At 62.3% G+C, this 19,632-nt stretch carries 20 protein-coding genes and 1 pseudogene; 10 read left to right on the top strand and 11 right to left on the bottom strand.

What is annotated here, in order from left to right; translation table 11 throughout:
* Positions 1-31 precede the first annotated feature (31 nt).
* The 4 genes from FFM81_RS16210 (at position 32) to FFM81_RS16195 (ending at position 2,933) form a co-directional block, all read left to right on the top strand.
* Positions 32-997, top strand: coding sequence for a homoserine kinase (locus FFM81_RS16210; RefSeq protein WP_097534736.1), 966 nt, complete (start codon positions 32-34; stop codon positions 995-997).
* On the top strand, positions 994-1,449 hold the full coding sequence (gene rnhA, locus FFM81_RS16205; protein ID WP_025415509.1) for a ribonuclease HI: 456 nt from the start codon (positions 994-996) through the stop codon (positions 1,447-1,449). The genes FFM81_RS16210 and rnhA overlap by 4 nt, the downstream gene beginning before the upstream one ends.
* Positions 1,450-1,831: 382 nt before the next feature.
* Entirely contained in the window at positions 1,832-2,398 is a 567-nt protein-coding gene (locus FFM81_RS16200; RefSeq protein ID WP_138385114.1) for a P-loop NTPase family protein, read from the top strand.
* Between the two features lies 1 nt (position 2,399).
* Positions 2,400-2,933, top strand: a complete 534-nt coding sequence (locus FFM81_RS16195) for a GNAT family N-acetyltransferase (RefSeq protein ID WP_138385115.1) — start codon at positions 2,400-2,402, stop codon at positions 2,931-2,933.
* A 2-nt stretch (positions 2,934-2,935) separates the two neighbouring features.
* Here the strand turns inward: FFM81_RS16195 and FFM81_RS16190 are convergent, their stop codons facing one another.
* The 4 genes from FFM81_RS16190 to FFM81_RS16175 all read right to left on the bottom strand — a co-directional run bounded on the left by FFM81_RS16190 (position 2,936) and on the right by FFM81_RS16175 (position 5,756).
* Positions 2,936-3,445, bottom strand: coding sequence for an NUDIX hydrolase (locus FFM81_RS16190; protein ID WP_138385116.1), 510 nt, complete (start codon positions 3,443-3,445; stop codon positions 2,936-2,938).
* A 241-nt stretch (positions 3,446-3,686) separates the two neighbouring features.
* Positions 3,687-4,763, bottom strand: coding sequence for a zinc-binding metallopeptidase family protein (locus FFM81_RS16185; protein ID WP_003569832.1), 1,077 nt, complete (start codon positions 4,761-4,763; stop codon positions 3,687-3,689).
* Between the two features lie 94 nt (positions 4,764-4,857).
* On the bottom strand, positions 4,858-5,049 hold the full coding sequence (locus tag FFM81_RS16180; RefSeq protein ID WP_003569831.1) for a CsbD family protein: 192 nt from the start codon (positions 5,047-5,049) through the stop codon (positions 4,858-4,860).
* Between the two features lie 101 nt (positions 5,050-5,150).
* Positions 5,151-5,756 (bottom strand): YqgE/AlgH family protein, encoded by a 606-nt coding sequence (locus tag FFM81_RS16175; protein WP_003569829.1) that lies wholly within the window; start codon positions 5,754-5,756, stop codon positions 5,151-5,153.
* Positions 5,757-5,895: 139 nt separating this feature from the next.
* On the opposite strand from FFM81_RS16175, the gene FFM81_RS16170 reads away from it, so the two are divergent.
* The 5 genes and pseudogenes from FFM81_RS16170 to FFM81_RS16150 all read left to right on the top strand — a co-directional run bounded on the left by FFM81_RS16170 (position 5,896) and on the right by FFM81_RS16150 (position 10,588).
* A complete protein-coding gene (locus tag FFM81_RS16170) occupies positions 5,896-6,732 on the top strand; it encodes a protein-disulfide reductase DsbD domain-containing protein (protein ID WP_003569827.1) in 837 nt (278 codons plus the stop codon).
* A gap of 83 nt (positions 6,733-6,815) precedes the next feature.
* The gene (locus tag FFM81_RS16165; protein ID WP_003569825.1) at positions 6,816-7,301 is read left to right on the top strand and encodes a peroxiredoxin; all 486 of its coding nucleotides are present in this window, start codon (positions 6,816-6,818) and stop codon (positions 7,299-7,301) included.
* 753 nt (positions 7,302-8,054) lie between these two features.
* Positions 8,055-8,803, top strand: a pseudogene (locus FFM81_RS16160) (metal ABC transporter ATP-binding protein).
* Complete coding sequence (locus tag FFM81_RS16155; protein ID WP_025415514.1) at positions 8,800-9,672, top strand: metal ABC transporter permease; 873 nt, start codon at positions 8,800-8,802, stop codon at positions 9,670-9,672. Before FFM81_RS16160 ends, FFM81_RS16155 begins: the two are co-directional and overlap by 4 nt.
* A 16-nt stretch (positions 9,673-9,688) precedes the next feature.
* Positions 9,689-10,588, top strand: a complete 900-nt coding sequence (locus FFM81_RS16150; RefSeq protein WP_138385118.1) for a metal ABC transporter solute-binding protein, Zn/Mn family — start codon at positions 9,689-9,691, stop codon at positions 10,586-10,588.
* A 232-nt stretch (positions 10,589-10,820) separates the two neighbouring features.
* On the opposite strand, the gene FFM81_RS16145 is transcribed toward FFM81_RS16150, so the two are convergent.
* From FFM81_RS16145 to FFM81_RS16125, 5 genes are all read right to left on the bottom strand, one after another.
* A complete protein-coding gene (locus tag FFM81_RS16145) occupies positions 10,821-11,129 on the bottom strand; it encodes a Dabb family protein (protein ID WP_003569818.1) in 309 nt (102 codons plus the stop codon).
* 198 nt (positions 11,130-11,327) lie between these two features.
* On the bottom strand, positions 11,328-11,753 hold the full coding sequence (locus FFM81_RS16140) for a hypothetical protein (RefSeq protein ID WP_003569817.1): 426 nt from the start codon (positions 11,751-11,753) through the stop codon (positions 11,328-11,330).
* A gap of 128 nt (positions 11,754-11,881) precedes the next feature.
* Positions 11,882-13,042, bottom strand: a complete 1,161-nt coding sequence (locus tag FFM81_RS16135) for a M20 aminoacylase family protein (RefSeq protein ID WP_138385119.1) — start codon at positions 13,040-13,042, stop codon at positions 11,882-11,884.
* Positions 13,039-14,283 (bottom strand): Zn-dependent hydrolase, encoded by a 1,245-nt coding sequence (locus FFM81_RS16130; protein WP_138385120.1) that lies wholly within the window; start codon positions 14,281-14,283, stop codon positions 13,039-13,041. Before FFM81_RS16130 ends, FFM81_RS16135 begins: the two co-directional genes overlap by 4 nt.
* Positions 14,280-15,491, bottom strand: a complete 1,212-nt coding sequence (locus FFM81_RS16125; RefSeq protein ID WP_138385121.1) for a diaminopropionate ammonia-lyase — start codon at positions 15,489-15,491, stop codon at positions 14,280-14,282. Before FFM81_RS16125 ends, FFM81_RS16130 begins: the two co-directional genes overlap by 4 nt.
* Before the next feature lie 104 nt (positions 15,492-15,595).
* On the opposite strand from FFM81_RS16125, the gene FFM81_RS16120 reads away from it, so the two are divergent.
* Positions 15,596-16,081 carry an Lrp/AsnC family transcriptional regulator gene (locus FFM81_RS16120; RefSeq protein WP_097537286.1) on the top strand — a complete coding sequence of 162 codons (486 nt, stop codon included), beginning with the start codon at positions 15,596-15,598 and terminating at the stop codon, positions 16,079-16,081.
* 15 nt (positions 16,082-16,096) lie between these two features.
* Here the strand turns inward: FFM81_RS16120 and FFM81_RS16115 are convergent, their stop codons facing one another.
* The gene (locus FFM81_RS16115; protein ID WP_025415520.1) at positions 16,097-19,009 is read right to left on the bottom strand and encodes a sensor domain-containing phosphodiesterase; all 2,913 of its coding nucleotides are present in this window, start codon (positions 19,007-19,009) and stop codon (positions 16,097-16,099) included.
* Positions 19,006-19,620 (bottom strand): GNAT family N-acetyltransferase, encoded by a 615-nt coding sequence (locus FFM81_RS16110; RefSeq protein WP_003569810.1) that lies wholly within the window; start codon positions 19,618-19,620, stop codon positions 19,006-19,008. The genes FFM81_RS16115 and FFM81_RS16110 overlap by 4 nt, the downstream gene beginning before the upstream one ends.
* Positions 19,621-19,632: the final 12 nt, after the last annotated feature.

Here is a 19,632-nt window from a genome sequence, read left to right as displayed (position 1 = left end):
CAATATCAACAGTGCAAAGACGAGACCTCCCTTGGCAGTCTATACCGATATCGCCGAAGACGATCTGAAATGGTTCCTGACGGAATATGACACGGGCACGCTGCTCTCCTATAAGGGGATCGCCGAAGGCGTCGAAAACTCCAATTTTCTGCTGCACACCTCCAAGGACCCGCTGATCCTCACGCTCTATGAGAAGCGCGTGGAAAAGACCGACCTGCCGTTCTTTCTCGGCCTGATGCAGCATCTTTCCGCCCGCGGCCTCTCCTGCCCGCTGCCGCTGCCAAGGCGCGACGGCGCGCTGCTCGGCTCACTCTCCGGCCGCCCGGCCGCGCTGATCTCCTTTCTCGAAGGCATGTGGCTGAGAAAGCCGGAGGCGAAACATTGCCGCGAGGTCGGCAGGGCCCTGGCCGAGATGCATGTGGCCGGCGATGGTTTTGCGCTCACGCGCCCGAACGCCCTGTCGATCGACGGCTGGCGCGGCCTCTGGGAAAAATCGGAAGATCGCGCCGGCGAGGTCGAGCCCGGCCTCCAGGACGAAATCCGCGGCGAACTCGATTTCCTCTCCACCGCCTGGCCGAAGAGCCTGCCGGCCGGCGTCATTCATGCCGATCTCTTCCCCGACAATGTCTTTTTCCTCGGCGATCAGCTCTCCGGCCTGATCGATTTCTATTTCGCCTGCAACGACCTGCTCTCCTATGACGTCTCGATTTGCCTGAATGCCTGGTGTTTCGAAAAGGACGGCGCCTACAACATCACCAAGGGCACGGCGATGCTCGAGGGTTATCAGAGTGTCCGGCCGTTGAGCGGCGAAGAGATCGCTGCCCTGCCGGTGCTGTCGCGCGGGTCGGCGCTACGTTTCTTCCTGACCCGGCTCTATGACTGGCTGACGACGCCTGAAGGCGCCATGGTCACCAAGAAGGACCCGCTCGAATATCTCCGCAAGCTGCGCTTCCACCGCCAGATCGGCTCGGCCGCCGAATACGGATTGAGCCTATGAAACACGTCGATATCTTCACCGACGGCGCATGCTCCGGCAATCCCGGCCCCGGCGGCTGGGGCGCCGTGCTGCGCTATGGCGACGTCGAAAAGGAGCTGTGCGGCGGCGAGGCCGACACCACCAACAACCGCATGGAACTGCTGGCGGCGATCTCCGCACTGCAGGCCCTGAAGAGCCCTTGCGAGGTCGATCTCTATACCGACAGCGCCTACGTCAAGGACGGTATCTCCAAGTGGATCTTCGGCTGGAAGAAAAACGGCTGGAAAACCGCCGACAAGAAGCCGGTGAAGAATGCCGAACTCTGGCAGGCGCTGGAGGCGGCCCGTGACCGCCACAAGGTGACGCTGCACTGGGTGAAAGGCCACGCCGGCCACCCGGAAAACGAACGCGCCGACGAACTTGCGCGCCGGGGCATGGAGCCGTTCAAGAAGGGCAAGGCGGTTTCGTTTTAGGGCGCGCGGGCGGTTTGGTTTGTGGTCTCGCACCCATGCCTATCGAAGCGCTCGCGGCATGAATGTGCCCTTCGGCCCAACCCAACCTCCGTCATGCTCGGCCTTGAGCCGAGCATCCACGCCAACATTCACCGACAGGGGCATGGATCCTCGGCTCAAGGCCGAGGATGACGGAATGTGTGCCGACGTTTCCAACCAATTCGTCGCCGGCGAAACGGAATAACGCGACTACTCCGGGACCATATCGCGCCGCACCAGATGTTGGACGCCGGCGGGCAGCGCTGCCCAGAGATTCACGAGTGGGCACCGAGTCAATTTTGATTTGAACCACCCAGAAAATTCCCGCTAAAATTACGTGGAAGTCCTCACGCAGGAGCCGCGAATGGAGCTTACCAACCGATCAGATACGTTCGAGCGGGTCCTCATTATGGGAAACGGCGGGACCGGCAAGACGTGGCTTTCCCGTCGCCTCGGTGAGCAACTTCGCCGGCCCATCATCCATCTTGACGATATCCATTGGGAACCGGGCGGTGACGGCACCGCTCGCCATAGGACACTCAGAGACGCGATGGTCAAGACGGCGGCCGAAGCGGAAAGCTGGGTTATCGAAGGGGTCTATGGCCAATTGGTGAACATGGTCCTCGGCCGCGTGACCGCGTTGATCTGGATCGATCTGCCCGTAGAGGCGTGCATCGCCAATGTCAAAGAGAGGGGGATTCAAGGCGGTGAGTCAGAGACGCAGTTTGCCGGCTTGCTCAAGTGGGTGGCGGAATACAGGATACGAAAGAACAACTGGAATTCGTTTGACGCGCATGCCCAGCTGTATTCTGGCTTTTCAGGTCCAAAGTGGCTGTTGCAGGATCGCGAAGCGGTAACGCGTTTCACCGATCGGTTGCCCAGGAGTGCCTCCGGCTTCATCGACACGGGTACTGAATTTGGAGGTGCTTAAGGTGACATCGACGCTGACGGGGGCAAATGTGACGCTCCGTCCACCCAAAGAGGGGGATATCGACTCAAGATTTCGGCTGGGAAACGACATCGACATATTCGAGATGTTCGGCATCAGCCGCGATGACGTGCCCACCGTCTCGCGGGCGTCGGCGGAAAATTGGGTACAGGGAATTGTCGAACATCCTCATGCCTGGATTATCGAGGCGAGAGAAGCGCTGCTCGGTGTGATACGGCTAGATCGGTTGGATATACATGATCGGCGAGCGTCGATGGCCATAGGCATCTATGACCGGAACGCCCTTGGCAAAGGACTGGGAAGCGAAGCAATTTCAGTTCTGCTCGGACACGCGTTCGGTCCCTTGCGACTTCATCGCATTGGCGTTCGTGTGTTGCGCTACAACCAAAGGGCAATTCGCGCCTACCGGAAATGCGGCTTTGTCGAGGAAGGCAGAGAACGCGAGGCAGCCTTTGTAAACGGCGCCTGGCACGACGATGTCATGATGGGTCTGCTGGAACACGAATTTGGCCGATGATGTCATTCCTGGGCTATATCGCGCCGCACCAGGTGTTGGACGCCGTCGGGCATAGTCTCGATCAGCTCACGCAGCGGCATTGGTTGCAGGTCGAACTGGTCGAGGGCGGCCCGGCTTGGTAAAGCCCAGCGAAATTCCAGATCGGCAGCGCCGTCGCGGACACGGTGGACGATATCGCTCTCATGGAAGGGAAGGGCGGTCATCAGCTGCGCCTCATAATAGAAACCGACTTCATGCACCCTTCGTCCGGCCGATTCGAAGAAATTCTCGATGACGAAGCGCAGCGGTCCTACTGTCGCCGGGCAGCCGATTTCCTCTTCTATTTCGCGTGCGAGCGTTTCGGCGCCCGCCTCGTGAAATTCCACGCGTCCTCCGGGCAGCACCCAGAAAATGTCGCCGACGACGCGATGAATGAGGATGTGGCCATGGGAGCGGATCAAAGCGCCGGCCCGCAACTGGAAGCGGGATTGGCTGGCATCCAGCACGATCATGGTTCGAGCGGCATCGTCCATATCACTGCATCCTCCAGGGGTATTGCGCAAAGGGCTTATATCGGGTTTTGGAAACCGACAATGGGCGGGATGGATTTGCCCTTGCTCCTACATTCTGTGTCTGTCACAGGAATCCAGAGCGCCCAAGTCCTTGGGCGCGGGGGACTCTTGTCAAACTGGCATTGAGCTATTCACCGCGCAGACGCGCGGTGGCTGGATTCCTGTGACGAGCGCAGGAATGAGGGCGGAGATGTGCGGCGCCTCACCCCTGCCGCGCCGTCGCAGCACCCTGGATCAGCCGGTGCAGATATTCGAGTTTCGCCACGACCGGCGAGGACAGCACGAAGGGGTAGGAGTCCGGCTGGCCCATGCTGCGCTGAATGGCGTTGATTGCGATGCTGAGCGGCACCCAGGCGCTGACCAGCTGTTCGGCGTTCTCTGCCCGGTAGGGGAGGAAATCCACTTCGCCGGCGATTTCCTCGTGGCCGCGCGGGTCGATGGCGATGCCGAAGGCGCGGGCGGTTTCGAGTGTGTCGACGATATGGAGGTAATGGGCGAAACATTCGGCGAAATCCTCCCAAGGGTGGGAGGCGGCATAGGCGCTGATGAAATTGTCCTGCCATCCCAAGGGCGCGCCGCCGGCATAGTGGTTTTGCAGGGCCGCGGCATAATCCTGCCGTTCGTCGCCGAAGACGGCGCGGAATTCCGCCAGGCCATCGCGGTCGCGCACCAGCTTGTTCCAGATGAAATGACCGGTCTCGTGGCGGAAGTGGCCGAGCAGGGTGCGATAGGGTTCGTTCATCGAGCTGCGCGCCTGTTCGCGCGTTGCATCGTCGGCCTCGGCGGCGCGGATGGTGATCAGCCCTTCCTCGTGGCCGGTCATGGCCGGCACGACATAACCGTTGCTCTCGATCGAATCCTCGAGGAAATCGAAGACCAGCCCGCTTTCCGGATCTTGCACCCGATCGGGATGCGGCAGCCGCCAGCGCAGCAGCGAATAAAACAGATGGCGCTGCGCCTGGCTGATGCGCCGCCAGCGATCGATGCCGTTCTGGGTATCGGTGTTCGGAACCAGCCGGTTGTGGCGGCAGGCCACGCAGAATTCGCCCGCCTCATCGCCGTCCACCAGCCAGTTGCAGATGTCGAGGCCGGCATTGGCGCAGAAGCGCACCTCCCGCTCTGGGTTGGAGACGAGCTGCCACACCGTCTCCTCGCGCGGCTCCAGCGCATGCATGGCGAGATCGCCGGGCAGGAAGCCGAGCCGATGGTTGCAGCGCACGCATTGACGGTTGTCGAAATGGACGACCTGATCGCAATTGTCGCAGGCGAAAAGCTTCATCGTGTCTATCTCTGCAGGGCATGAGGGTGCGGATTAAAAATGCCTGCCGCGCGAGGGCGCAGCAGGCATGGTTGATGACGGATAAGCCTGTGGCTCAGAGCCGGTCGACGGCGCCCTTGAGCTTGTCCTTGACCTTGCCGGTTGCGACCTGTCCCTTGCCTTTGGCTTCCTGAACGGCGCCCTTGGCCTGCATTTCGCGATTATCCGCGGCCTTGCCGACGGCCTGCTTGGTCTTGCCGGCAATTTCGTTGGCCTTGCCTGAAATCTTGTCGCTGGTGCTACCCATATGTGATGTCTCCTTCGTCAAGCATGGGGCTTTTGCCCGTGTTTGCCGAAATGAAACGTCAGTTGCGGCTATTCGTTCCCGCTATCTTCGAGCCAGCCACCTCAGGCATGGCCGGCTTCGGCCGAAAGCATGGCGGCGGTCACGCCCATGCCGGCGAGCGCCCGCTCGTATTTGTCGTCGAGGCTGCGGTCGAAGATCAGTTCCTCATTGGCCGGGCAGGTGAGCCATCCATTATTGACCACCTCGTTTTCGAGCTGGCCGGCCGACCAGGAGGAGTAGCCGAGCAGCATGGTCGCCCGCGCCGGCCCATCGCCCTTGGAGATGGCGCGCACGATATCGAGCGTCGCTGTCAGACAGATGTCGTCGCTGACGGGGATCGAGGAGTCGCTGGAATAATCGTCTGAATGCAGCACGAAGCCGCGGCCGCTTTCCACCGGGCCGCCGGTCTGGATCGGGAAGTCGCGAGCGCGCTGCGGCAGCACGATCGAATCTTCCTGCTTGATCATGTCGAGATGCAGCAGCACATCGGTGAAGGTGAGGCTCTGCGGGCGGTTGATGACGAAGCCCATGGCGCCGGCATCCGAATGCGCGCAGATATAAATCACCGTGCGCGCAAAATTGCGGTCCTCGATGCCGGGCATGGCGATGAGGAACTGGCCATCGAAGAAGCCACGTTCCCGTCTGTTCTTCAGCGTCGATAAGGACATCGTTCCTCCTGCTGCCAACCGCATTGAGGCCTTGACAAGAGAAACATGGGCCAATGTCACACATCAATCAACTGAAAATGAAGATTTAATCGCCGCGACTTCTGGCGGCGAAACCTCAGTTTCGGTAAACCGTTGTTCCATGATGATTATTTCCTCAGTCCCGCGCCGGCTTTTGATTGCGGTCATCTCAGTGGGAGCGGCCCTCGCCGCCCATCGTTCGGCCCACGCGGAAATGAGCGCCTGGGCCGAGAACGAGGGCGGCCGCATGCGCCTGGTGGCGCTGGCGCCCGATGCCGCCGGCAAAATCCGCGCCGCCCTGCAGATCGAGCCGAAACCCGGCTGGATCACCTATTGGAAAGAGCCCGGCGGCAATGGCATTCCGCCCCAGGTGACGATCGCGGCGGGCAGCGGCGTCACGCTCGATGCCATCGCCTATCCCGTTCCCAAGCATTTTTTCAACGGTGCGATCGAGGATATCGCCTATGACGCGCCGGTGACGCTGCCGCTGTCGCTCAAGGCCGCGGGCAAAGGTCCCGTCGAGATCGACGCCATGGCCTTTATCGGCATCTGCAAAGAGATCTGCATTCCCTTCCAGGCGAATTTCCAGCTGAAGCTCGGCCCTGCCATCCAGTCGCACCCGCAGGAAGAGGCGATCCTTGCGGCGGCCGATGCGAGCCTGCCGCAGCCGCCCTCGGCCGATTTCGGTGTGACCGCGCATGCGATCTCGCCCGATCGGAAAACGCTGTCGCTGACGCTCGCCTTGCCGGCGGGCAGGGCTGCGCCGGATATCATCGTCACCGGCCCGAGCGGTTATGCCTACACCAAGCAGATCGGCGGCAAACGCGACGGCGTCGCCTTCAAGACCGACATAGCAATCGGCAAACTGCCGAAGGGCTACGATATATCGGGTAAACGCTGGGGTGTGCTGGTTATCGACGGCGACAAGGCGATGGAGACCACGCTTGCCTTTGAGTAACCGGGACCTATAGTCGCCTCGACCGCTGCGGCTCCCGCCGTCACCAGGCCAGAACCCAACAAGCCGGAATTCAGGAGAAAACCATGACCATCGCAATCGGCGACAAGCTTCCTGCCGCCACCTTCAAGGAAAAGACCGCCGACGGCCCGGTCGAAATCACCACCGAACAGCTCTTTGCCGGCAAGCGCGTTGTGCTCTTCGCCGTGCCGGGCGCCTTCACGCCCACCTGTTCGCTGAACCACCTGCCCGGTTATCTCGAAAACCGCGACACCATCCTCGGCAAGGGCGTCGACGATATCGCTGTCATATCAGTCAACGACTGGCACGTCATGGGCGCCTGGGCGCAATCCTCCGGCGGCATGGGCAAGATCCACTTCCTCGCCGATTGGGACGCAGGCTTCACCAAGGCCGTCGGTCTCGATGCCGACCTCTCCGCTGGCGGCCTCGGTCTGCGCTCCAAGCGCTATTCGATGCTGGTCGAAGACGGCGTCGTCAAAGCCCTCAACATCGAGGAAAGCCCCGGCCAGGCGACGGTTTCCGGTGCGGCGGCGATGCTGGAACTGCTCTAAGCTTTCATTCCCGAGAGATGAAGGGGCGGCCGTTTCGGTCGCCCTTTTTGGTTGTTGTCTAGGCACTCGTCGCGCTGGCAAGTTGGCGGACGCACCCTTTGTCCTCCTGGGCCACGGCTGTTCCGTCGTGCGGATGCCTGCCCCTCACCCTAACCTGACCGGGGTCGAGCCAGGGGTCTCGGCGAGAGGTGGGCGAGGGACGGAGAGGTCGGGGCAGTCCCCTTCGCCCCGCGAGGCGGGGAAGGTGCCGGCAGGCGGATGAGCGGCAAGCGCCGACGGCGAGTTTGGCAGAAACGCTCCCCGCTCTCCGTCATCCCAGGCCGCCGAGCCTGGGATCCACGACCGGTGCCGATCGAGGGCAGAGTGGATCCTCGGGTCAAGCCCGAGGACGACGGTGAGTGGGGCTGCCCTTGGAGCAAGGGCAGCGATGTTTGGCATAATGCGAACGCATTGCGCCTCCGTCGATCGCCTTAGCAACCTTCACGCCTAGGCTTGACCTTGAGCACTTGTCCGCTGATGCCTGCCTCCGAAGCGCTTACTGTCAAATGGCCGCAGTTCACGAAGCCGCCTCAATCTCGCCGCAATCGTTATAACATAACCGTAATGTTATTACATTGTAGGATCAGCCATGCCCACAAGCCCCGATCGCCCTTCCGTCAGCCTGCTGGCACAGTCGGGTTTATCAAGGGTGATTGGCATGATGCTCGTCGTCGCGCTCCTCTGGCTCGTCATTGACTGGGCGGTTCGCCTGCCATGACGCCGCTGATCCGTCTCGACAATCTGACGGTCGCCTATCACCGGCACCCCGCTATCCATCATGTCTCCGGCGCCTTCGCCAAGGGCAGCCTGACGGCGATTGCCGGGCCGAATGGGGCGGGCAAATCGACGCTGCTGAAGGCGATAATGGGTGAGCTTCGGCCGGCCGAAGGCAGGGTGGAGCATCGTCTGGGGCGGGCGGAATTCGGCTACCTGCCACAGGCGGCCGAGATCGACCGGCGGTTTCCGATTTCGGTGATCGATACGGTGATGCTCGGCGCTTGGAAGAAGACGGGGGCTTTCGGCCGCATCGCGGCTGCCGAGGTAAAAGGGCAGGCGAGGCGCTATCGGCCGTCGGGCTCGAGGGCTTCGGAAAGCGGCATGTCGGCTCGCTGTCTTCAGGCCAGTTCCAGCGTGTGCTGTTTGCCCGCCTGCTGCTGCAGGATGCCGGCATCATTCTGCTCGACGAGCCGTTTACCGCGATCGATGCCCGCACCACCAAGGATCTCATCGATATCGTCAGCCGCTGGCACGGCGAGGGCCGCACCATCATCGCCGTGCTGCATGATTTCGAGCTCGTCCGGGCGCATTTCCCGGACACGCTGCTGCTTGCCCGCGAACTGGTCGGCTGGGGGCCGACTGCCGACGTCATGTCCTCTGCCAATCTCATGAAGGCGCGCGCCATGGCCGAGCGCTGGGATGAGGATGCCGAGACCTGTGACCCGCAAGAGGTGCCGGCGGCATGACGGCTTACGATCTCTTCCTCGCGCCTTTTGCCGATTTCGGTTTCATGCGCCGCGCCCTTGTCGCCTGCCTTTGCCTCGGGCTCGGCTCGGGTCCGATCGGCGTCTTTCTGATGCTCAGGCGCATGAGCCTGATGGGCGACGCCATGAGCCATGCCGTGCTGCCCGGGGCGGCGATCGGTTATCTCGTCGCGGGCTCCTTGTCGCTGACGGCGATGGGCCTCGGCGGCCTTGTCGCCGGCCTGTCGGTGGCGCTGCTATCGGGCGCCGTCAGCCGAATGACCGTGCTGCAGGAGGATGCGAGTTTTGCCAGCTTCTATCTCGCATCCCTGGCGCTCGGCGTGCTGATCGTCTCGCTGCGCGGCTCGAATATCGATCTGCTGCATGTACTCTTCGGCACCATCCTGGCGATCGATGCTTCGGCGCTTTATCTGATCGGCGCGATCGCCTCGCTGACCCTTATCGTCCTTGCCGTTATCTACCGGCCGCTGGTGGCCGAATGCTTCGATCCGGGTTTCCTGCGCGCCGTCGGCGGCCGCGGGCCCGTCTATCATGTGCTCTTCCTGCTGCTGGTGGTGTTGAACCTCGTCGCCAGTTTCCAGGCGCTCGGCACGCTGATGGCGGTCGGGCTGATGATGCTGCCGGCGGCCGTCGCCCAGCTCTGGTCGCGCAGCCTGCCCGTGATGATGGCGATTGCGGCCGTCAGTGCGGCCGCTTCCGGCTATCTCGGCCTGATCGCTTCCTACCATCTCGAACTCGCCTCCGGCCCGACGATCATCATGACGGCGGCGATCTTTTACGGCTTTTCCATTCTTTTCGCGCCCTCCGGCCTTCTCAGGCGCTTCTTTCCCCGCCCGCATCTGAAGGGCTGACCCCAAGGAGACTTCGATGACCCCGCACAGACTGCTTCTCTCCGCAGCAATCCCTGCTTTGATGGCGCTATCGGCCATGCCCGCCTCCGCGCAAACGCTGAAGGTGGTGGCCTCCTTCACCGTGCTTGCCGATGTCGTCAAGCAGGTCGGCGGCGACCATGTCAAGGTGACGAGCCTGGTCGGGCCGAACGGCGATCCCCACGAATTCGAGCCGTCGCCGGCCGACGCCAAGAATCTGAACGCGGCTGAGGTGACCTTCGTCAGCGGCGAAGGGCTGGAAGGTTGGATGGACCGGCTGATCACCGCCTCGGGCTATAAGGGCAAGCCGGTCACGGTCTCCGAGGGCATCGACGTCAGCACCATGGAAGAGGACGGCGAAAAAATCACCGATCCGCATGTCTGGAACAGCCCGGTCAACGTCAAGATCTGGGTCGCCAATATCGAAAAGGCGCTGTCATCGGCCGATCCGGCCGACGCTGCAGCCTTCAAGGCCAATGCCGAGAAATATATCAAGACGCTGGACGAGCTGAACGCTTACGCCCACGCGAAATTCGACGGCATCGCCGAGGATCGCCGCAAGGTGCTGACCAGCCATGATGCCTTCGCCTATTTCGGCCGCGAATATAATGTCAGCTTCCTGGCGCCGCTTGGCCTGTCTACCAAAAGCGAGGCCTCTGCCGCCGACGTCGCCAAGCTGATCGAACAGATCAAAACCGAACACGTGAAGGCCTATTTCTTCGAGAATTCCAACGATCCGCGCCTTGTCAAACAGGTGGCCAAGGCAACCGGCGCGGAGCCGGGCGGCGAGCTCTATGTCGAATCGCTCTCCGACGCCAAGGGGCCGGCGCCGACCTACGAGAAGATGTTCCGCTACAATGTCGATCAGCTCGCCGCCGCCATGGCGAAATCGAGCTGATAATCGAGGGCCAAGAGCCGTGCGCCGATCGCCGCTTATCAAGCAATCTCTCGGCCCTCGACACCCTTGGCAGCCAAAATATCGTCAACGGCAGTGGCGAACCTCCACAGCAGTTCAGCAGCTTCCGCGTCCCTTGAAACGACGCGGATGCCGATGGCGAGATCGATAGAACTTTGGAGTTATGCCGGAAACCGGCCGGCAGGCATCGCGTCGGGTGCGGCGCCGGCTGGCCTCAGATGTTGAGGTCGAAGACCAAAATGCCGGCAAGGCCGCCGTCTGTCGACGAGACGATGCGTTCGCCGACGATCACATGTTCGGGATGGATGAGATAGGCATCGCGCGCCTCGGGGCTTTCGAAGGTGACGGCAAAACCGTCGACGAAGCCGGCATGCAGGCCCTCGGGTGAAACATTCGGCCCGTATTTGATATCCAATATGCCGGGAATGACTTGTTTCAGGGCGACGATGGCTTCGAACAGCGACTGCTTGTCCTCGTTCGTCATCGCGGTCTTCAGCCGCAGGAATACGCAGTGCAGGATCATCCGTGGTCCTCCCGATTCTGTGTCGGCAGAATAGCGGCGAAAGCCGGGAGGGCAATGAGATTTATTTTCACGGAGACGTTGCGGCGGCGAGCCCCGGCCGCAAAGGCGCTGATGCCAATCGATGCCCGCCCGACATTGCGCCGCCCAGGCCGAAGCGGCAGACGACGGCGGCGAGGTTATCGGTTTTCCTCGGGAAGATTACATCTGATCGGTGGTGACCATGGGGCGCTTGTAGATCTTCTGCACGAGGTCGCGAGACAAGGCGCGGGCTTGATCTTTCTCGGCCGGCGTCATCGGCCGGCAGGTGTTCCTGAGGTTGGAACCATCGAGCACGGTCGCAGCGCCTGAATTGGCGATGACGAGGTGCCAGCTGCAGGAAGCGACCCTGTCGATGGCAACGGCACCATGGCAGCTTGTCGACAGGCAGAAGGCAACGGTCTCCTGGGCGCCGTGGTCACCCTTATGCGCCAGGTCCATGGCTGTCTTGAAATCCTTGACCCAGCGCTCGCAGTGCACCTGTTTTGCCCCCGGCAGGCAAGTCTTGGTGACCGGAGTGATGTCGCCGGCTTGAAGCGGCGAGACGCAAAAAACACCCAAGGAGAGGGTGAGCAGAAACTTGAGCATCGGATTTTCCTTGTGCAAGCCATGAGAGGTGCACATCGCAGGCCGTTGGTCAATGATTTGTCGGAGGCGGTTGCAAATGCTCTCCTCCACCCGCGTAATGCGGACGGCGGGCCGCGACCGATCGGATGTCAGTTTGCCCCCAGACGTCTGCGAACAATGCTCGCGTGGAAATTGGCGCCATGCAGCAGTCCGGCGTCGTTGAAATCGTAGTTCGGATTGTGAAGCGGCGCGGACCCTTCGCCATTGCCCAGGAAGACGAAGCAGCCGGGGACATGGTCGAGGAAGCGCGCGAAATCTTCCGATCCGGTCATCGGTTCACGCCGGACCTTGATGTTCTCGGCGGGGAAGACGTCGCGGGCTGCGGCAAAGGCTTCCTCGACCAGGGCGGGATCATTGAGCAGCGGAACGAATTCTCTCGTATAGGTCACCTCGGCCGAAACATTGTGGGCGAGGGCTGTACCCTCCGCGATGAGGCGCATCTGCTTTTCGATCGCCGCGCTGACCTCGGGGCGGAAGCTGCGGGCGTCGCCCAGAATGCGCGCCAGTCCCGGCAGCGCGTTGCGGGTGCCGTCGGTCAGCAGTTCCGTCACCGAGACGACGCCGATATCGGTGGGGTCGAGCCTGCGGGAAACGATTGTCTGCAGGTTGGTCACCAGCGCGCAGGCGGCAACCAGGACTTCGTTGCCGGAGTGGGGGCGCGCGGCATGTCCGCCGACGCCCTTGAGCACGATTTCGAAATTGTCTTCCGCCGACATGATCGGGCCGACGCGGGTCTGGAAGACGCCGACCGCAAGACCCGGCATATTGTGCAGCCCGTAGATCTCGTCGAAGGGAAAGCGCGTCATCAGCCCATCGCCGAGCATCGCCAACGCGCCCTTGCCCCACTCCTCGGCAGGCTGAAAAATGAACCGCACGGTGCCGTCGAAATCGCCGTCCGCCGACAGCATCCTGGCGGCGCCGAGCAGCATCGCGGTATGGCCGTCATGGCCGCAGGCGTGCATCACACCGGCGGTCTGCGAACGATAGGATTTATCGCCCTGTTCGGTGATTCTGAGGGCATCCATGTCGGCGCGCAGCGCGATGGAACGGTTGCCGCCGCCACGCTTGAGGGTTCCGACAACCCCTGTGCCGCCAACACCTTCGACAACCTCGTCGAGCCCGAACTCTCTGAGTTTTTGCGCGACGAAAGCCGCCGTCCGCTTCTCCTCGAAACCGAACTCGGGATGGCTGTGAAGGTCGCGCCGCCAGGCGATCATGTCCTGTTCCAGGATCTTGTCGTCGACGCTCATTTCGGCAGTTCCCCTGTTGCAAGCCCGCAAACGACGTCGAGCAGGATATTGGCTCCCGCGACGAGGTCCTCATCGGCGGTGAATTCCTTCGGATTGTGACTGATGCCACTGCGGCTCGGCACGAAGATCATCGCGCTCGGCGCGATACGGGCGATCATCTGGGCGTCGTGGCCAGCCCCTGATGTCATGCGCCTGCACGCCAGTCCCCGATCCCTGGCGGCAGCCTCGATCAGGCGAACGATCGCCACGTCGAACTTGACCGGCTCGAACCTTGCCAATCGTTCGACGGAGACGCCCACCTTCTCGTCGGCCGCCAACAGCTCGAGGAATGCAGCGAGCGCCTCTTCCTCTTGCCTGAGGCGGTCGTCGTCCGGATCACGCAGATCGATCGTGAACGTCGCGCGTGAAGGTATGACATTGACGGCATTCGGTTCGAAGGCGATGCAGCCGACGGTCGCGACAGTCGGGGTGTTCGACGCTTTCGCGCGGTCGCGCAGAAAGGTGATGACACGGGCAGCCGCATAGCCGGCGTCGCGGCGCATCGAGATCGGTGTCGTACCTGCATGGTTGGCATCGCCGTCGATGGTCACTTTCTGCCAGGAAATACCCTGCAGATCCTCGACCGCTCCGACCGACATGCCCTCCCGCTCGAGAACAGGGCCCTGCTCGATATGCAGTTCGACATAGGCGTGCGGCGTCATGAAGCCGGGCGCATGGTTGCCGGCATAGCCGATCCGCGCCAGTTCATCGCCGAGCACCGTCCCGTCGGTCCCCACCGTCGCCAGCGCAGCAGCCACATCGAGGCCGCCGGAATAGACCAGCGAACCCATCATGTCGGGGGCATAGCGCACCCCTTCCTCATTGGTGAAGGCGGCAACGACAATCGGGCGCGACGGTTCGAAGCCTTGGCTTTTCAGCGTCTGGATCACCTCGAGGCCGGCCAGCACGCCATAACATCCATCATAGATGCCGGCATTGATGACCGTGTCGATGTGGGAACCGATCATGATCGGCTCTTCCCCGACGCCGGCGGCATTCCAGATGCCGAAGACATTGCCGATCCTGTCGACGGCGACGTCCAGCCCGGCTTCCTCAAGCCAGGAGACCAACCGATCGCGTCCAAGCTTTTCGCTATCCGACGCCGCCAATCGGACAAGCCTGCCATCGGCATCGCGGCCGATCTCGCCGAGTTCGGAGATGCGCCCGAGCAGACGAGAGGCATCGATCGAACGCTTGCTCATTGCGACGCTCCGGTCCTGGCTTTCGCGGCGACCGCGGCGGGTGATAACCCGACGATCTCTCGATATTTGCCGGGATCGGTCGCGCCTTCGGTATTCACCAGGAAGATGCGGGATTGTCCATGGAGCGACAATGCCTTCTTGATCTCGGGATTGCCGACGGCGCTGATCAGCCCGGCAAGCCCGACGCCGCCGCTTTCGCCGGCGACGATCGCCGGATCGTTTCCGGCGGGATCGGCCAGTCGCCTCATCACCGAGATCGCGTTGTCTTCATCCACCGTCATGAATGCATCGGCAACCCGGGAGAGAATACGCCAGGCAATGAGCGAAGGTTCGTAACATTCGAGCATCGCCATCACGGTCGGTTCGCCATGGGCGACGGTCACCGGATGTCCGGCTCGCGCCGTTTCGAACAGGCAGGCGGCGCGGGCGGGATCGACAACGATGAAGGTCGGACGTCGGTCGCCGAAGGCGATGGCCATGTGGCCTGCGACAGCGGCGGCGATCCCGCCGACACCGGCCTGAACGAAGACATGAGTGGGCTGCTGCGGCATAGCTCTCAGGGCCTCCCGGACAAGGGCGGTATAGCCCTGCATCACCAGTCCGGGAATGCGCTCATAACCCGGCCATGAGGTGTCCGACACGATTGTCCAGCCTTTTTCTTCGGCAATACGCGCGGCCTGGCGAACTGAATCGTCATAGGTCCCGTCCACACGGATCATCTCCGCGCCGAAGCGGGCGATGGCGGCGACGCGTTCGTCGCTGACACCGGAATGCACGAAAATCGCCGCCCGGGCGCCCACAAGCTGCGCGCCTTGGGCAACAGACCGGCCGTGATTGCCATCCGTGGCGCAGGCGACTGTCATCGTCTCGGCGGTATTGCGGACATGCGAAGAATGCAATTCCGAGATATCGATCGCGCGGCCCAGCCGATTTGTCGCCTCATCGAGGACGAGCCGGATCACCGCGTAGGCGCCGCCAAGCGCCTTGAAGCTCCCGAGGCCGAGGCGATGGCCTTCGTCTTTCATATGAATCGAGCCGACACCGAGTTCGGCTGCCAGCCCTGGCAGAGCGAGCAGAGGCGTTTCCGCATGGTTTTCCCGGAATGCCAGGTGGCGCTCGACTGCGGCGGCGGCCTCCAGGCCGAGGATTTCGGCGTCGCGCGGGTCGAGCGGGCGACGATAGTCGGAATTGCTGTTCAACAGAAACATGCGCACCTCACTTGCCTTGTCGGTTGAAACATATTGCAGGCGACATGAAAAAGGCGCTGTATTTCGAGGGTGATTTTGCAAGTTTGTTTCGTTGGAGCCTCAATTTGAGCCGACCGGTCAAATCCCCGCAGCTGGATGTTTTCGACCGCAAGATCCTGGCGATCCTCCAGAGGGACAATACGACGCCGCAGCGGACGATCGGCGAAGCCGTCGGCCTGTCAGCGCCTGCCGTCCAACGCCGGATCAAACGCATGGCGGAGGATGGGATCATCCAGGCGAACGTCGCCGTTCTCGACCCGACGGCGCTCGGCCAATCGATCACCATCTTCGTGGAGGTCGAGGTCATCAGCGAAACATCGGAACAGATCGAACAGGCAAAAAGCCAATTCGCGGCCGCGCCCGAAATCCAGCAGTGTTACTACGTCACCGGCGAGGTGGATTTCATTCTGGTCATCGTCGTCCCCACAATGGCGGATTACGAGGCTCTGACGCGGCGGCTGTTTTTCGGCAACAACAACGTCAAGCGCTTTCGCACATTCGTGGCGATGGACCGGGTGAAGGTCGGATTAAGCGTTCCTGTCGAACGCTGAGAACCGGCCGCCCGGTCACGCCCGCTTGGTCAGCGGAAAGCGCTCGCGAAGCAGCCGCAGCACCGATTCCGACGGGATCGGCGGCCCGAAGAGATAGCTCTGTCCGTAGCTGCAGCCCATCTTGGCGAGTTCGATCGCATCCTCGTTGGATTCGATCCCCTCGGCCACCACCTTCATCTCCAGTTCGCGCGCCATCGAGATGACCGATCGGAGCACGGTTGCCTTCTTGTCGCTGCCATCCCGCACCAGGGACTTGTCGAGCTTGATCATGTCGAAGGGAAAGCGCGTGAGATAGGACAGCGAGGAATAGCCGGTGCCGAAGTCGTCGAGCGCCAGCCCGATGCCGGCTTCTTTCAGCTTTTGCAGCACCAGCCGGGCCTGTTCCGGGTTTTCCATCACCATGGATTCCGTCAGTTCGAGCTTGATGCGCGAGGGCTGGCAATGCGTCTTGGCGAGAACCGAGCGCACATCGTCATAGAGCTCGTTGTTGAGCAACTGGACGCTCGACAGATTGATCGACACGAAGATCGGCAATTCGCCGGTCTGGTTCTGCCAGCTCATCAGATCGTTGGTCGCCTGTTCCAGCGCGAACATGCCGAGCGGGCCGATGAGATCGGAGGCCTCGGCGATCGGAATGAATTCGGATGGCGGGATATTGCCGCGCTTGGGATGTTCCCAGCGCATCAGCGCCTCGAAGCCGGCGACCTCGACATCTTCAAGCCGGGCGATCGGCTGATAGACCATCGACAATTCCTTGCGCTCGATGGCGCGGCGCAGGTCCGTTTCGAGCTGCAGCCGGTCGGTGCCGAAATCGCGGAAGGCCGGCTGGAACGGCTCGACACGGTTGCCGCCGGCGCGTTTTGCCCGGTACATGGCAAGCTCGGCGTCGCTGAGCAGGCCGGTGGCGCTCTCCTGCCGGTCCACCCAGGAGGCGAGCCCGATCGAGGCCGTCAGGATGATCTCGCGGTTGGCGAAGTTGATCGGCACCATGATCGCCTTGCTGACCGCATCGGCGAAATCGGCGACCTTGGCCGGATTGTGCTCGGACACCAGGATGAGGCCGAACTGGTCGCCGGCAAGCCGCGCCAGCGTGTCCTGCGGTTTCATCAGCCGGCGCAGGCGCCGCGTCAGCGCGATGAGGATATTGTCGCCGGCGGCCACCCCGAGCGCATCATTGACCAGCTTGTAGCGGTCGATGTCGATCACCATCACCGTCGGCCTCAGCGTATCGCCGCCCGGCGCCAGCGCCAGCACCGACTGCAGCCGATCGAGGAACACCTGCCGGTTCGGCAATCCGGTGAGATTGTCGTGCAGCGCATCGTGCAACAGCCGCTCGACCGAGTTCTTCTGCTCGGTCACGTCGACGATCGTGCCGACGCAGCGGATGATCTCGCCGTTGGAGCCGAGCACCGGCCGGGCGCGGATTAGCAGCCAGTGGAAATGCCCGTCCTCGGCGCGGATGCGGAACTCGTGGTTCAGTCGCCCGCGCCGGTGTTCGAGAAGCACGTCGAGCGTGGCGCGGAAGCGGTCGCGGTCGTCTGGATGCAGCCGCGGCAGCCAGTTGCGGGCCGCCCCATGCATGGTGCCCGGCGACAGGCCGAGCTTGACCGAAACGTCGGGAATGGTGACGACGCGGTCGCGCGCCACGTCCCAATCCCACACCATGTCGCCGGAGCCGGTCAGCGCCAGCGATTGCCGTTCGAGATCGGAAAACAATCCCTGCTGGAAGGCGCCGCCGGCAAAAGCATGCTGCATGACGGTGAAGCCGATCAGCAGCACGATGAGCACCAGGCCGCCGCCGAGTGCCGGCTGGATGATGTCATTGTCGAGCCGGCCAGTGACCGTCAGCCACGCCCCGAACAGCCAGACGAGCGTCAGCGCCCAGGCGGGCACCAGGAGGATGGCGCGGTCATAGCGGTTGAAGCCGAGATAGATGATCAGCAGCAGGCCGGTCGCCGCCGTCAGCGCGAAGGACAGCCTGGCGATGCCGGCCGCGATCGACGGATCGTAGATCGCCACGCCGAAGAGCAGGGCAAGGCCTAGTACCCAGGCAAGTGTGGCGTAACCGAGATGCGCATGCCAGCGGTTGAGGTTGAGATAGGTGAACAGGAAGATGACGAAACTCGAGGCCAGCGCCACTTCGGCGCAGGCGCGCCATATTCGCTGGTCGGCCGAGGCGACGCTGATCAGCTTGCCGAGAAAACCGAAGTCGACGCAGATATAGCCGAGCACCGCCCAGGCAAGCGCGGCCGTCGCCGGCAGCATCGAGGTGCCCTTGACGACGAAGAGGATGGTCAGGAACACGGCGAGCAGCCCCGCAATGCCGAGCACGATGCCGCGATAGAGCGTGAAGGCGTTGATCGTGTCCTTGTAGGCGTTCGGTTCCCAGAGATAGATCTGCGGCAGTTCCGGCGTCGACAGCTCGGCGACGAAGGTGATGACGGCGCCGGGATTGAGCGTGATGCGGAAGACGTCGGCCTCGTCGCTCGGCTGCCGATCAAGCGCAAAACCTTCGCTCGGCGTGATGGCGCTGATGCGCTGCGAGCCGAGATCCGGCCAGAACAGCTTGGAATTGACCAAGCGGAAATGCGGCGCGACGATGACGCGCTCGAGCTGCTCCTCCGAGACATTGGCAAGCGCAAACACCGCCCAGTCACCCTGGTGGTTCTCCGAGCTTGCCCTGACCTCGATGCGGCGGCGGATGCCGTCGGCGCCGGCAGCCGTCGAAACCTGGAAAGCCTCGCCCTGGTTGACGTAGATTTCGGTGGTCGCCGTCAGGTCGAGCGCAGTATCGTCACGGGAAATCTTCACCGGTTCGGCCGCCTGGGCAGCACCCGCCACCAAGGCGAACGCTGCCAGCAAAAGGGCTGCGATCACCGCGATCACTCGTCCGGACGGTGACTTGGGCAGCATGCGGTCTCTGGTCATCGGCTGTCGGTTTTCCTGCCTTTATCCGTATCGGTGGCGAGACGTGAAAACATCACATGGTCATGCCACTGACCGTTGATCTTCAAGTATCCGCGCAGATAGCCTTCCTGCTGAAACCCGGCCTTTTCTAGCAGGCGAATGCTGCGCGCGTTATCTGGAATACAGGCTGCTTCGATACGGTGCAACTCAAGCCCGGCGAAGATGTAAGGAATAACCAATTGAAGGGCGGCGAACATATGCCCCTGGCCGGCATGGCGTTCGCCCATCCAGTAGCCGATCATGCAGCTTTGTGCCGCACCCCGCCTGATATAGCCGATGGTGATGCCGCCGACGAGCGTCATGTCGTCTTTCAGGAAAATGAACAGCGGGATTGCCTGGCCCGAGGCATATTCCTGCTTGCCGCGGATGACGCGGGCGCGATAGGCGCCCTCCGTCAGCTCGTCGCGCCGCCAGGTCGGCTCCCAGGGTTCCAGGAACTTGCGGCTTTCGGCGCGCAGCCGGTGCCACTGGTTGAAATCCTGGTAGCGCGGCAGGCGCAAGAAATATCTGTCGTTCTGCAGCTCCACCGCTTCCGGTTGCCGCGACAGAAACCGAAACACCGATTTTGGCATCGATCACTCCCG

It is taken from the genome of Rhizobium hidalgonense (assembly GCF_005862185.2).
Taxonomy (GTDB): Bacteria; Pseudomonadota; Alphaproteobacteria; order Rhizobiales; family Rhizobiaceae; genus Rhizobium; species Rhizobium hidalgonense.
The sequence above is the reverse complement of the archived record's forward strand: the minus strand, read 5'-3'. Positions and strand labels throughout refer to the sequence as shown.